The sequence below is a fragment of the Photobacterium sp. AWH4_225 genome (genome assembly GCF_056158405.1).
The window spans coordinates 2,952,406-2,965,209 of the sequence record NZ_JBSWTF010000001.1; the positions used below are offsets into that span (position 1 = coordinate 2,952,406).

Sequence of the window (12,804 nt, forward strand, 5' to 3'; positions counted from 1 at the left end):
AATTTAATTATACAAACCACTATTTTACGCTACTTATTCCTGCAGGGTGTTTATTTTTTAAGGTTTTATAGTGTAATTTGTTGTCATTAACGGCTTGAAACAGGATACCACCAATAATGCAAAACATCGGGATGTCATCAAAACTCAACAATGTCTGCTACGACATTCGAGGTCCCGTTCTGAAGCATGCCAAGCGCATGGAAGAGGAAGGGCACAAGATTCTCAAACTCAATATCGGCAACCCTGCGCCGTTCGGTTTTGATGCCCCTGATGAAATTCTGGTGGACGTGATCCGTAACCTGCCGACCTCACAGGGTTACTGTGACTCCAAAGGTATTTATTCTGCGCGTAAAGCCGTGGTCCAGCACTACCAAAAGCGCGGAATGCTTGATTTGGATGTCGAGGATGTCTACATCGGTAATGGTGTGTCCGAGCTTATCGTGATGGCAATGCAGGCACTGCTCAACAATAATGACGAAATATTGGTGCCATCACCGGATTACCCGCTATGGACAGCCGCTGTGTCACTCTCCGGCGGCAAAGCCGTGCACTATACCTGTGACGAGCAAGCCGACTGGTATCCGGATCTGGATGATATCCGCAGCAAGATCACCCCGAATACCCGCGGTATCGTGCTGATCAACCCGAACAACCCAACTGGTGCAGTCTATAGCCGAGACTTCCTTTTGGAAGTAGTAGAAATTGCCCGCCAGCATAAGCTGATCATTTTTGCTGATGAGATCTACGACAAGATCTTATACGAAGGTGCGCAGCATACTTCGATTGCACCGCTTGCCGAAGATGTTTTCTGTGTCACTTTCAACGGCCTGTCGAAATCTTACCGTGTATGTGGCTTCCGTGCTGGCTGGATGGTGCTATCAGGCCCTAAGCATCTGGCGAAAAGCTATATCGAAGGGCTAGAAATGCTCTCTTCCATGCGATTGTGTGCCAACGTACCGATGCAGCACGCGATCCAGACTGCGCTCGGAGGCTACCAGAGTATCAATGAACTGATCCTTCCGGGTGGTCGTTTACTGGAGCAGCGTGACAAAGCCTATGACTTGCTGACCTCGATTCCTGGCGTTTCGTGTGTGAAGCCCAAAGGCGCACTTTACCTGTTCCCGAAACTGGATCAGAAGAAGTTCAACATCATTGATGACCAACGCTTCGCTCTGGACTTCCTGCAGCAGGAAAAAGTATTGGTCGTCCATGGCACCGGCTTTAACTGGAAGCAACCGGATCACTTCCGCATTGTCACCCTGCCACGGGTTGATGACTTAGAAATGGCAATAGGTCGTTTGGAGCGATTCCTTCATAACTATCGCCAGTAAAAATTAATATTTTACGTATTATTAGACCTATATCAGGGTGAGATTTCAAAACCTACCCGCCATGGATGGCGGGTCGGAGCGACATGGATGTCTTAATGCGTTTTTGAAATCACATCCTGCATATATGTCCCTTCATTATTTCATTTCTCTAGCTTGTCCCCTAAAGATCCAAACGCGAATTATCGTTTGCTTAGCGGTAAATTCTGTTACCTTTAAAAGGTGATTGATTTTGTTACCTGTTCTGTCCGTCAAGAAGTACCGCTATGAAACAAAGCCATTTTTTTGCTCACCTTGCCCGAATGAAACTGATCCAGCGCTGGCCGTTGATGCGCTGTGTCGAAACCGAGAACATTTCAGAGCATAGCCTCCAGGTCGCGTTTGTCGCCCACGCCCTTGCCCTGATCAAAAACCGCAACTTCGGTGGCAGTACCAACCCAGAGCGTATTGCGCTGCTCGCGATGTTTCACGACTGTAGCGAAGTACTGACTGGCGATATGCCAACCCCAATCAAGTACTACAACCCGGCCATCGCCGAGGAGTACAAGAAAATCGAGCTTGCCGCCGAGCAAAAGCTGCTGTCGATGCTGCCGGAAGAGTTCCGTGACGATTACGCCCCGCTTATCGATAGCCACCAGGTAGACAAAGATGACTATGCCATCGTCAAACAGGCTGACAGCCTGTGTGCATACCTCAAGTGCCTGGAAGAGCTCAATGTCGGTAACCACGAGTTCACGTCAGCTAAAAACAATCTGGAGCAGACCCTGCATGACCGATCTACCCCGGAAATGCAGTACTTTCTCGACACCTTCGTCGATAGCTTCAATTTAACCCTTGATGAGATCAGCTAATGACAGTTATCTCCCTCTCCCCTGAGTTCAACCAACAGTGGGAAGCGCGCAAAAGCAATGAACAGAAAATGCGGCGTAACGACCATCGCTCGGCCTACCAGCGCGACCGGGCCAGAGTATTGCACTCAGCCGCTTTTCGCAGGCTTCAGGCCAAAACCCAGGTTCACGGTGCCGGACACCATGACTTCTACCGCACCCGCCTGACCCACTCGCTAGAAGCCTCACAGATCGGCACCGGTATCGTGGCCCAGCTGAAAATCAAGCAACCGGAGTTTCGCGACCTGCTTCCGTCAAACAGCCTGATGGAAAGCCTGTGCCTGGCACATGATATCGGCCACCCGCCTTTTGGCCACGGCGGTGAAGTCGCTCTGAACTATATGATGCGTGAGCACGGCGGATTCGAAGGCAATGCCCAGACTTTTAGGATTGTCACCCTGCTTGAGCCCTACACCGAGGCATTCGGCATGAACCTGTCGCGCCGTACATTGCTCGGGCTACTGAAATACCCTGCGTTTATCAGCCATACCCGCGCGACAGAGCTCCCCGCTGATGTTCATCATTTCCGCCACCTCAAGGCCAAAGACTGGTATCCGGCAAAAGGTATTTACAATGATGACAGCCAGACCTTCGACTGGGTGCTAGCACCTCTGTCCGAGCATGACCGCCAGCTGTTTAGCCAAATGCGCTGCGAACGCCAGGCGCCAAGTGAGCACCTTAAAACCCGGTTCAAATCTTTGGATTGCTCTATCATGGAGCTGGCTGATGATATTGCCTACGGTGTCCATGATCTGGAAGATGCGATTGTGATGGGGATTGTTACCCGCGAGCAATGGCAGGAAGCGGTTGCCAGCAAACTGGCTGATTGCGGTGAGCCTTGGATTGAAGAGAGGATTGGCGTATTGAGCGATCAGCTGTTTGGCACTCACCACCAGCGTAAAGATGCCATCGGTGCCATGGTCAATGCCCTGCTGACTTCTATCCAGATAGCCCCAACCATCCAGAATGGTATCGATAGCTTCGAAGAGCCGCTGCTGCAGTGGAATGCTTACCTTTCGGAGCCGATGGAGCAGGTACTAGAAGTTCTCAAGCAGTTCGTCAGCCAATATGTGGTCCACAAGCCGGATATCCAACTACTGGAGTACAAAGGTCAACAGTTGGTGATGGAGTTGTTCGAAGCCTTTGCCTCCGATCCCGAGCGACTGCTACCGGAGAACACCCGCGAGCGTTGGCGCCAGTGCAACGAAAAGGGGGAGAATGCCCACAGGATCATCGCCGATTATATATCCGGTATGACCGATGGCTTTGCCCAACGGCTCTACAGCACCCTGTTCCACCCGACAGCTGCTAGCGGCATTGGGTTTCATGGGGGGGACTGAAAAAAACAGATCCTAGGCCTTAGGCCCTAGAACCTGGATAAATAGCCTAGGATCTAGGAACTCGTATCTAGGTTCTGTAGTTATTCTCAAACACCCCTTCAGGCATTTGCTGGATCTGAAACTCGATCATCTGGTTGAATGCATCAATGAGCGGGGTGAATTTATCATCACCCCCTTCCAAGGCAGTTAAGGCGAGGTAGCCAGCTTCAACCGTCGAAACACCCTGGGATTTAGGTGATTTTCGAATGCGGTAATTACCCTGTTCGACGTTATCGAGGGCTACCGTAGGTAACTGCTGAAGATTCGATGACAACTGCCACATTTTGTAAGCTTTCTTCCAAGTGCCATCAAGCAGGATCAGGGTACGCTTTAGCTCAGTTGCTTGTTCAGCCCCTTCGCCAGCAAGGCTTGAAATAGGCTGCGCCTGCTCTCCTGGATAGACAACCCAAGCCTGGCGACCTGGCTCGGCCAGCAACTGGTTGATTTCCTCATGCTGTGAAAAGTCCTCCCCGACCCAGAGCTTGGCATTGGGCAGCGATAAGGTGAGGATCCTTGCAGTGCCAATTGCACGCTTTACTTCCGATGGGTGTTGTAAAATCCACAATTCAGTTTTAGCATCAAGTTGTTGGATCCACTGGCAAATACATGCCTTGGTTGCTTTTCCGCACCGTTCACAATATCGACTCATCGAGGTAGCCTTGTCTATTCGTATCTTCGTTTTCATTATTATCGGTATGATGGCTCTCGCCCAACTGCCAGCCATCCAGCCATTGCTGGTATGGCAGCGCCCATTGATTGCCGATGGAGAGCTCTGGCGGCTTGTCAGCGGCAACCTGACCCATACCAATTGGCCACACATGATAATGAACAGTCTCGGCTTGGCAATCATTACCTTCATCTTTCGCCGCTATCTCACCAGCCAGCGCCTTAGCTTGCTTATCCTGTCCATTGCTGGCTTCATTGGCAGTACTCTATTGCTGAGTCCTATGGTGTGGTACGCCGGCCTTTCTGGTGTCTTACACGGGCTATTTGCTTGGGGCGCCATACAGGATATCAAAGCGAAAGATAAACTTGGTTGGGTACTGCTAATCGCTGTTATCGCCAAAGTCCTGTGGGAACAAGTTTCAGGAGGCTCAGCAAGCTCTGCCGAGCTGATTGGCGCCAGGGTGGCTGTAGAAGCTCACCTAGCAGGTGTTTTAGGCGGCTTGCTCTTTGCCGCGGCGGAGCTAATTAAAAAGAAGATTGCAATTGAGAATTAGTTGCACTTAAAATGCACCTTAATGGTATCGGTCTTGTTTGGCTAAGTGTATTTATGAGTGAGAATCAAAATGGCTTTGGAATCTGAAATTTTATATCGCATCAATGTCTCTCTGCCGACAGGTATTGTGAGAGTGGGTTCAAGAGGAAAATACAAATTCCCACTTGAAGCCGCTAAGCAAATAGCCAAAGCCTATGAAGATGATGGCTATCAGATCCATTTTACTCCAGCCAGACCACGCTTTACCTTTAGTGCGTGCTAATAGCTCACAAATAAAGGAGAACGACTAACCTCTCTCCTTTAGGTAACTTACGGCAGGTTAGGTACAGCAACCATTATTGGAGCTTGATCCGCTCACGATTCTTTTCAACCGTAGACGCACCGATACCCTTCACTTTGATAAGCTCTTCCGGAGTCGCAAAAGGTCCATTCGCATCACGATATTCAATGATATTGGCAGCTTTGTCCGGGCCAATTCCAATCAATAACTTATCTAACTCTTCAGCATTCGCATCATTGATGTTGATAGTGATTTCAATTCCTTCATGACTATCACCATTCGCCAACACTGGCGCCACTCCCCCAAATGCCAAAACTGCCACCATTGAAATAGAAATAATTGTTTTCTTCATTTGTTTTCTCCTTTTGTAAAACAGGAGTAAGGGTGACGAAGCAATCTAGCTCTGTATATTGTGGAACTTTACCAGAGAGTAAAAAAACGACGGGCCGCACAATGGCGGCCCGTCAAGCAACTTATTAGTTACAGTTAATTGGTGGTTGTATCCAACACAGGGTAAGACACCTTAGCGGCATTTCGCAATACATCAAGCGTCGCCATCACATCTTGCTGGGCATGCATCTGCTCAAGTTGCTGAGTCATCTGCTGGTCTACAGCATCTGCATCAACATCCGCTTCAATCACGTTGTCCAACGCGATAATTAGCATGTTGCCAGCCATATCACGAGTCACACCGTATACTGGCTTGTCAGCTGCAGGCTTTGCAAGACCAAATGCAACCTGGGCAACAAGACGATCTGCGCCCATGCGATTAATGGTTTCTGACTCTGAGAAGCTCAGGCCTTCGTCTGCCAACACATCTGTATTGCCATCACGCAATGCAGCGACGAGCTCATCGGCTTTCGCATTAGCAGCCTCTTCGCCTTTCACTACAGAAAGCTGCTGCTTCACTTTTGCAGATACTTCGTCGAACGGCAGTACCATTTCGTCACGAGAATCATCTACACGTACAACAACCACATGCTCAGGACCGATCTCGATAACATCTGAGTTCAGGCCATCTTCACGTACTTCTGGGCTAAACAGCGCCTGTTGTACAGCAGGGTTGGCCAGCACACCCGGCGCATCTGACTGAGAGATAAAATCAGTAGTTTGAACCGTTGCATCTACCGCTTCCGCCGCATCCTCTAGCGAGTCAGGCATTTCGAATGCTTTCTCAGCTAGCTGAGTCTGAAGATCGTAAAAAGCTTCCGCTGCACGCTGCTCACGAAGTTCGGCAAGGATTTCATCACGCACGTCAGCGAACGGCTTCACTTGCGGCTCTTTGATATCATCCAGCTTGATGATGTGGTAACCAAAGTCAGATTCCACCACGCCAGAGATCTCACCTTTATTCAAGCCAAATGCGGCTTCTTCAAAAGCAGGATCCATTACGCCACGCTCGAACCAATCAAGCTTACCGCCATCTTTGCCACTGAACGTGTCATCAGAAGAAGTTTTCGCTAGCTCGGCAAAGTCCGCGCCATTGTTCAGCTCAGACAGTAGGTTTTCGGCCTTGGTTTTCGCTTCACTACCTTTACCCTGAACTAGGATATGGCTCGCTTGGCGTTGCTCGGCAGTCCCGTACTTGTTCTGATTTTCGTCGTAGTACGCTTGAGCATCATCTTCAGAAACATTTAGAGTCTCTTTCAGGTTAGTGCCTGATAATTCAATGTAAGCGGCTTTAACTTGGTCTGGACGGGTAAACTGCAGTGGGTTCTGCTCGTAGTATGCCTGCGCTTCCTCATCAGTCACTTCCGCCTTGTTAGTGAACTCAGCCACATCAAGGGTTAGCGTGCGGATTTCACGCTCTTGGCGCTCAAGCTTGATAAGTGAAGTTACTTCATTGCCCAACGCAAAGTCACTACCCTGGATAGCTAGCAACAGTTGCTGACGCAGCAGATCTGTACGCATAGATTCTGCGAACATATCAGGCGTTAGCCCTGAGCGGCGCAATAGCGCGTTGTACTGGTCATTATCAAATGCACCATCACGCTGGAATTCAGGCATTGACAGGATTGTCTGACGAACTTGCTGATCGCTGATACGCAAGCCCAGCTCATTGGCACGCTGCTCAATCAGCAGATCATTAACCATACGATCCAATACGCTGCGACGGAACTGCTGCACATAGGCTGGGTCACCCATCAGGGTCGAGAAGTAATCACCCAACTGTGCTTGCATGCGGTTACGTTCGTTCTGGTAAGCCATTTCGAATTCGCGCTGGCTGATTTCACGATCATCAACCTTGGCGGCCACCTGCTCGCTTCCACCAGCAAGGTAACTACCTACCCCTGCAAAAACAAAAGAAAGAATAATCAGACCAAGGATAATCTTGACCCAAATGCTGCTTGCGCCTTCGCGCATACGCTCCATCATAATTTGCCGTATCTCCTACCTATTCGATTTGGCATGGTAATACCAACCTGTGATAAGCCTAATCCTGTGATAAGCCTAATACAGACTCTTCTAGACCACAGCTTACCTGTATTGATATTAGTGAAGAATGCTAACAGGCGAAGACCTGAAAAATTCACACTTTTCCAAAGTAAAAAAAGCGCACCGACAGGATGCGCCCTTTATCATGCCAGATTGCCAGTTAAGACAACCTGAACGTTCGTTTGTTCAAACAAACCGGCGGGCTATGCCCTTCGCTTAGTTTACAGAATCTTTCAGCGCTTTACCTGCTTTAAAGCCAGGTACTTTCGCTGCAGCGATTTGAATTTCTTCGCCAGTCTGTGGGTTGCGGCCAGTGCGCGCAGCACGCTCACGTACAGAGAATGTACCGAAGCCAACAAGCGCAACCTGATCACCGTCTTTTAGGCTATCAGATACTGCGTCGATGAATGCATCCAGTGCACGACCCGCAGAAGCTTTAGAAATATCTGCATTTTCAGCGATTTTATCAACTAGTTGAGTTTTGTTCACGATCTATCCCCTCTATGAACGGTATCCGCTTGAGCCTTCATGGCAAAATTTACATCACGGACAAAAAGAATCAGTTTCATTATATCAACAGTGAACCCAAGTTCACGTGTAGACATTGATTTTATTGAGCTAACGGCAAATTAGAACTCACTTATAGCCACACAAAAAAACGCTGACAAGGATTTTATCCCCGAAAGCGTTTTTTCATATCTTAACTTTGCTGCACGTCACTGTTTTGGGCGTTAACCAACTCAATGCCGGTTGGATTATTCTGCAGTGCAACGGTTAGCACTTCATCAATCCAACGTACTGGCCGCACTTCCAAATCAGCTATCACGTTATCAGGAATCTCTTCCAGATCACGCTCATTCTCCTTCGGAATCAGTACCGTTTTGATACCACCGCGGTGAGCAGCAAGCAATTTCTCTTTAAGACCACCAATTGGCAGAACTTCGCCGCGAAGGGTAATTTCACCCGTCATGGCCACATCACCACGTACCGGGTTACCGGTCAGGCTAGAAACCAGGGCGGTACACATCGCTATACCGGCACTTGGGCCATCTTTCGGCGTGGCACCTTCAGGTACGTGAACGTGGATATCACGTTTCTCGTAGAAGTCAGGGGCGACACCCAAACGCTCAGCGCGAGTACGGACAACGGTCATTGCCGCCTGGATCGACTCCTGCATCACATCACCCAGCGAACCGGTGTAGGTCAGCTTGCCTTTACCTGGCATCGACTCGGTTTCGATAGTCAGTAGATCGCCACCCACTTCGGTCCATGCCAAGCCAGTCACCTGACCAATACGGTTGTTCTCTTCGGCTTTGCCGTAGTCAAAGCGTTGAACGCCCAAGTACTCTTTCAAGTTGTCTTGAGTGATCACAACCTTCTTGGTTTCAGGGTTAAGCAGGATCTCTTTCACCGCCTTACGGCACAGCTTGGACACTTCGCGCTCAAGGCTACGTACACCCGCTTCACGCGTGTAGTAACGAATAATGCCAATCAGAGCCGAGTCATCGACTTCGATTTCATTTGGCTTCAAGCCATTGCGCTTGATTTGCTTCTCAAGCAGGTGGCGCTTGGCAATGTTCAGCTTCTCGTCTTCGGTGTAACCCGACAGACGGATCACTTCCATACGGTCAAGTAGCGGGCCTGGGATGTTCATCGAGTTCGATGTTGCCACGAACATGACGTCAGACAGGTCGTAATCCACTTCCAGGTAGTGATCGTTAAACGCATTATTTTGCTCAGGATCGAGAACCTCAAGCAAAGCTGAAGACGGGTCACCACGCATGTCAGATGACATCTTGTCGATTTCATCTAGCAAGAACAGCGGGTTTTTCACCTCAACCTTAGACATTTTCTGGATCAGCTTACCCGGCATCGAACCGATATAGGTACGGCGGTGACCACGGATTTCCGCTTCGTCACGCACACCACCCAATGCCATACGGGTGTATTTACGGCCAGTAGCCGCGGCAATAGATTGGCCCAGAGAAGTTTTACCGACACCCGGAGGACCAACCAGACACAGGATAGGGCCTTTTAGCTTGTTGATGCGGCTCTGTACTGCCAAGTACTCAAGGATGCGCTCCTTGACGCGCTCAAGGCCGTAATGGTCGGCATTCAGCACTTCTTCTGCCTTGGCAAGGTTCTTCTTCACCTTTGAACGCTTGTACCATGGCACACTCAGCATCCAATCGATGTAGCCACGTACCACGGTTGCCTCGGCAGACATCGGCGACATCATCTTAAGCTTCTGCAGCTCTTGCTCTGTCTTCTCTCGTGCCTCTTTTGGCATCTTCGACTCTTCGATTTTCTTCTTCAAAGACTCGAATTCATCCGGCGCATCATCCAGCTCGCCCAGTTCTTTCTGGATAGCTTTCATCTGCTCGTTGAGGTAGTACTCACGCTGGCTCTTTTCCATCTGCTTCTTGACGCGGCCACGGATGCGTTTTTCCACCTGCAGCAGGTCAATTTCAGACTCCATCATCGCCATCAGGAACTCTAGGCGTTCCACCACGTCGACGATTTCCAGCACTTTCTGCTTGTCTGCCAGCTTAAGCGGCATATGGGCAGCAATAGTATCGGCCAGACGCGCGGCCTCATCGATACCATTTAGCGAAGTCAGCACTTCAGGCGGGATCTTCTTGTTGAGCTTGATAAAGCCTTCGAACTGATTGATGGCCGTGCGAACCAGGACTTCCTGCTCGCGCTCGTCCATTTCCTCGGTGACAAGGAAATCAGCCTCGGCACTGAAGAACTCATCATCACGCAGGTTTTCAACCTTGGCGCGCTGCTGGCCTTCTACCAGTACCTTCACCGTACCGTCAGGCAGCTTAAGCAGCTGTAGGATAGTTGCTACCGTACCGACATCGTAAAGGTCGGTAATAGCAGGCTCGTCAGTCGCCGCTTCTTTTTGGGCCACCAACAGAATTTGTTTGTCGTCATCCATCGCCGCTTCAAGGCAGCGAATAGACTTATCCCGGCCTACAAACAATGGAATAACCATATGCGGGTAGACCACCACATCACGAAGTGGCAGAACGGGGATCTCAAGGCGTTCCGAACGCTCCAGGTTCATATTATTCTCTCTTCCGTTCACTCTTATTAATGAGTATATGGGGGCTTGGACAAAAGATTCAACGGGATATGTATCAGAAAATAAAAAAGGAGGCGATTGCCTCCTTTTTTTGACCGCTCTGCGCAGAAATTACTCAGCACCAGCTGCTTGGTTTTCAGTGTTTTCGTAAATCAGTAGAGGCTCAGACTCACCTTTAATTACTGATTCATCAATCACAACCTTGCTAACACCTTCTGCTGAAGGTAGCTCGTACATAGTATCAAGCAGTACCGCTTCAACAATCGAGCGCAGACCACGTGCACCAGTCTTACGTTCCATCGCCTTGCGTGCAATCGCTACAAGCGCATCGTCACGGAACTCAAGCTCAACGTTTTCCAGCTCAAGAAGTGCCGCGTACTGTTTGGTAAGCGCATTCTTCGGCTCACGCAGGATCTGTACCAGTGCGTCTTCATCCAGCTCGTTCAAGATAGCTGTTACTGGAAGACGACCGATGAATTCTGGGATAAGGCCGTATTTAACCAAATCTTCAGGCTCCACCTGCTCGAACAGATCGCTCAGGGTACGAGATTCATCTTTAGAGCGTACATCAGCGCCAAAGCCAATGCCGGTACCGGTTGCGACACGCTGATCAACCACCTTGTCCAAGCCGGCGAACGCACCGCCACAGATGAACAGGATTTTTGACGTATCCACTTGCAGGAATTCCTGCTGTGGGTGCTTGCGGCCACCTTGTGGCGGAACCGATGCGACTGTACCTTCAATCAGTTTCAGCAATGCCTGCTGAACACCTTCACCCGACACATCGCGAGTAATTGATGGGTTGTCTGACTTACGCGAGATCTTATCGATCTCATCGATGTAAACAATGCCGCGCTCGGCCTTGGCTACATCGTAATCACATTTCTGCAGCAGCTTCTGGATGATGTTCTCAACATCCTCACCCACGTAACCGGCTTCGGTCAGGGTGGTTGCATCCGCCATGGTGAACGGTACATCCAGCATGCGTGCTAATGTTTCTGCCAGTAGCGTCTTACCGCTACCCGTTGGGCCGATCAACAAAATGTTACTCTTGCCCAACTCAACACCGTCACTATTGGTATCGCCATTACGAAGACGCTTGTAGTGGTTGTAAACCGCTACCGCGAGTACTTTCTTCGCATGAGACTGACCAATAACGTATTCATCCAGGTTTGCACGAATTTCCTGTGGTGTCGGAAGTTCATTGCCATCACGCTTAGGCATTACTTCTTTGATTTCTTCACGAATGATGTCGTTGCACAGGTCAACACATTCATCGCAAATATACACAGAAGGGCCTGCAATCAGCTTGCGAACTTCATGCTGACTTTTGCCGCAGAAAGAGCAGTACAGCAGTTTTCCACTACCACTCTCTTTTCGCTTATCTGTCATTCGCTAACCTCTTTTCGGGTCTTACCCCATCATTGCCTTTGTTTTGAGTGTATAACAACTCAAGTCTTTTTGCTCCGTGCAAGCGGCTAAGTCGCTGCACGGAGGCTAAAAAACTTAGTCACGCTGACTCAAAACAGCGTCGACCAAACCGTACTCTACAGCTTGTTCTGCCGACATAAAGTTATCACGATCAGTATCGCGCTCAACCACTTCAAGTGGCTGGCCAGTGTGCTCTGCAAGCAAACCGTTCAAACGCTGTTTAATCGTCAGGATTTCCTGAGCGTGGATCTGAATATCAGATGCCTGGCCCTGGAAGCCACCTAGCGGCTGGTGAATCATTACACGGGAGTTCGGTAGGCAGTAACGCTTACCTTTAGCACCACCTGCTAGCAGGAAGGCGCCCATTGAGCATGCCTGACCCATACATACCGTGCTGACGTTTGGCTTAATGAACTGCATGGTGTCGTAGATAGACATGCCTGCAGTCACCGAACCGCCTGGTGAGTTGATGTATAGGAAGATATCTTTGTCAGGGTTTTCAGACTCAAGGAACAGAAGCTGTGCAACAACTAGGTTGGCCATGTGGTCTTCAACCTGTCCGGTCAGAAAGATCACACGCTCTTTTAGTAGTCGGGAATAGATGTCGTAGGAACGTTCACCACGAGAAGTCTGCTCGACCACCATAGGAACCAGCGCATCCAAAATCGGCGACATGGCGTTTTTTTCTTGGTAGCTCATAACGTTATTTCCCTAAAATAAATGGCCCGAATGAAATTACTCTCACACGGACCA

At 49.5% G+C, this 12,804-nt stretch carries 12 protein-coding genes; 5 read left to right on the forward strand and 7 right to left on the reverse strand.

The features are described from left to right. The first annotated feature begins 116 nt into the window (after window positions 1-116). The 3 genes from ACXAD4_RS13710 to ACXAD4_RS13720 all read left to right on the forward strand — a co-directional run bounded on the left by ACXAD4_RS13710 (window position 117) and on the right by ACXAD4_RS13720 (window position 3,555). The gene (locus tag ACXAD4_RS13710) at window positions 117-1,331 is read left to right on the forward strand and encodes a pyridoxal phosphate-dependent aminotransferase (RefSeq protein ID WP_475242150.1); all 1,215 of its coding nucleotides are present in this window, start codon (window positions 117-119) and stop codon (window positions 1,329-1,331) included. Between the two features lie 263 nt (window positions 1,332-1,594). Then, window positions 1,595-2,179 (forward strand): 5'-deoxynucleotidase, encoded by a 585-nt coding sequence (yfbR, locus tag ACXAD4_RS13715; RefSeq protein WP_475242152.1) that lies wholly within the window; start codon window positions 1,595-1,597, stop codon window positions 2,177-2,179. Beyond that, the gene (locus ACXAD4_RS13720) at window positions 2,179-3,555 is read left to right on the forward strand and encodes an anti-phage deoxyguanosine triphosphatase (RefSeq protein ID WP_475242154.1); all 1,377 of its coding nucleotides are present in this window, start codon (window positions 2,179-2,181) and stop codon (window positions 3,553-3,555) included. Before yfbR ends, ACXAD4_RS13720 begins: the two co-directional genes overlap by 1 nt. A 67-nt stretch (window positions 3,556-3,622) precedes the next feature. On the opposite strand, the gene ACXAD4_RS13725 is transcribed toward ACXAD4_RS13720, so the two are convergent. Continuing rightward, window positions 3,623-4,243: a tRNA-uridine aminocarboxypropyltransferase gene (locus ACXAD4_RS13725; protein ID WP_475242156.1), complete on the reverse strand. Its 621-nt coding sequence runs from the start codon at window positions 4,241-4,243 to the stop codon at window positions 3,623-3,625. 10 nt (window positions 4,244-4,253) lie between these two features. Here ACXAD4_RS13725 and rrtA point away from each other — a divergent pair, with 10 nt between their 5' ends. Both rrtA and ACXAD4_RS13735 read left to right on the forward strand, forming a co-directional pair. Next, window positions 4,254-4,814: a rhombosortase gene (rrtA, locus tag ACXAD4_RS13730; RefSeq protein WP_475242157.1), complete on the forward strand. Its 561-nt coding sequence runs from the start codon at window positions 4,254-4,256 to the stop codon at window positions 4,812-4,814. A 69-nt stretch (window positions 4,815-4,883) separates the two neighbouring features. Beyond that, entirely contained in the window at window positions 4,884-5,075 is a 192-nt protein-coding gene (locus tag ACXAD4_RS13735; protein ID WP_475242159.1) for a hypothetical protein, read from the forward strand. 73 nt (window positions 5,076-5,148) lie between these two features. Here ACXAD4_RS13735 and ACXAD4_RS13740 read toward each other — a convergent pair whose 3' ends face one another. From ACXAD4_RS13740 to clpP, 6 genes are all read right to left on the reverse strand, one after another. Next, window positions 5,149-5,418 (reverse strand): ComEA family DNA-binding protein, encoded by a 270-nt coding sequence (locus tag ACXAD4_RS13740; protein ID WP_475242787.1) that lies wholly within the window; start codon window positions 5,416-5,418, stop codon window positions 5,149-5,151. A 161-nt stretch (window positions 5,419-5,579) separates the two neighbouring features. Beyond that, on the reverse strand, window positions 5,580-7,469 hold the full coding sequence (gene ppiD / locus ACXAD4_RS13745; RefSeq protein WP_475242161.1) for a peptidylprolyl isomerase: 1,890 nt from the start codon (window positions 7,467-7,469) through the stop codon (window positions 5,580-5,582). A 276-nt stretch (window positions 7,470-7,745) separates the two neighbouring features. After that, window positions 7,746-8,018: a nucleoid-associated protein HU-beta gene (gene hupB, locus ACXAD4_RS13750; RefSeq protein WP_475242163.1), complete on the reverse strand. Its 273-nt coding sequence runs from the start codon at window positions 8,016-8,018 to the stop codon at window positions 7,746-7,748. A gap of 211 nt (window positions 8,019-8,229) precedes the next feature. After that, window positions 8,230-10,602 (reverse strand): endopeptidase La, encoded by a 2,373-nt coding sequence (gene lon, locus ACXAD4_RS13755; RefSeq protein WP_317522242.1) that lies wholly within the window; start codon window positions 10,600-10,602, stop codon window positions 8,230-8,232. 129 nt (window positions 10,603-10,731) lie between these two features. After that, window positions 10,732-12,012, reverse strand: a complete 1,281-nt coding sequence (gene clpX / locus ACXAD4_RS13760) for an ATP-dependent protease ATP-binding subunit ClpX (RefSeq protein WP_187463632.1) — start codon at window positions 12,010-12,012, stop codon at window positions 10,732-10,734. Window positions 12,013-12,126: 114 nt separating this feature from the next. Then, the gene (gene clpP / locus ACXAD4_RS13765; RefSeq protein WP_005369103.1) at window positions 12,127-12,750 is read right to left on the reverse strand and encodes an ATP-dependent Clp endopeptidase proteolytic subunit ClpP; all 624 of its coding nucleotides are present in this window, start codon (window positions 12,748-12,750) and stop codon (window positions 12,127-12,129) included. Window positions 12,751-12,804: the final 54 nt, after the last annotated feature.

What these genes read in the sequence shown, in the direction of transcription:
- ACXAD4_RS13710 (WP_475242150.1), top strand. Translation starts at nt 117, where the DNA reads ATGCAAAACATCGGGATGTCATCAAAACTCAACAATGTCTGCTACGAC.
- yfbR (WP_475242152.1), top strand. Translation starts at nt 1,595, where the DNA reads ATGAAACAAAGCCATTTTTTTGCTCACCTTGCCCGAATGAAACTGATC.
- ACXAD4_RS13720 (WP_475242154.1), top strand. Translation starts at nt 2,179, where the DNA reads ATGACAGTTATCTCCCTCTCCCCTGAGTTCAACCAACAGTGGGAAGCG.
- ACXAD4_RS13725 (WP_475242156.1), bottom strand. Translation starts at nt 4,243, where the DNA reads ATGAGTCGATATTGTGAACGGTGCGGAAAAGCAACCAAGGCATGTATT.
- ACXAD4_RS13735 (WP_475242159.1), top strand. Translation starts at nt 4,884, where the DNA reads ATGGCTTTGGAATCTGAAATTTTATATCGCATCAATGTCTCTCTGCCG.
- ACXAD4_RS13740 (WP_475242787.1), bottom strand. Translation starts at nt 5,418, where the DNA reads ATGGTGGCAGTTTTGGCATTTGGGGGAGTGGCGCCAGTGTTGGCGAAT.
- ppiD (WP_475242161.1), bottom strand. Translation starts at nt 7,469, where the DNA reads ATGATGGAGCGTATGCGCGAAGGCGCAAGCAGCATTTGGGTCAAGATT.
- lon (WP_317522242.1), bottom strand. Translation starts at nt 10,602, where the DNA reads ATGAACCTGGAGCGTTCGGAACGCCTTGAGATCCCCGTTCTGCCACTT.
- clpX (WP_187463632.1), bottom strand. Translation starts at nt 12,012, where the DNA reads ATGACAGATAAGCGAAAAGAGAGTGGTAGTGGAAAACTGCTGTACTGC.
- clpP (WP_005369103.1), bottom strand. Translation starts at nt 12,750, where the DNA reads ATGAGCTACCAAGAAAAAAACGCCATGTCGCCGATTTTGGATGCGCTG.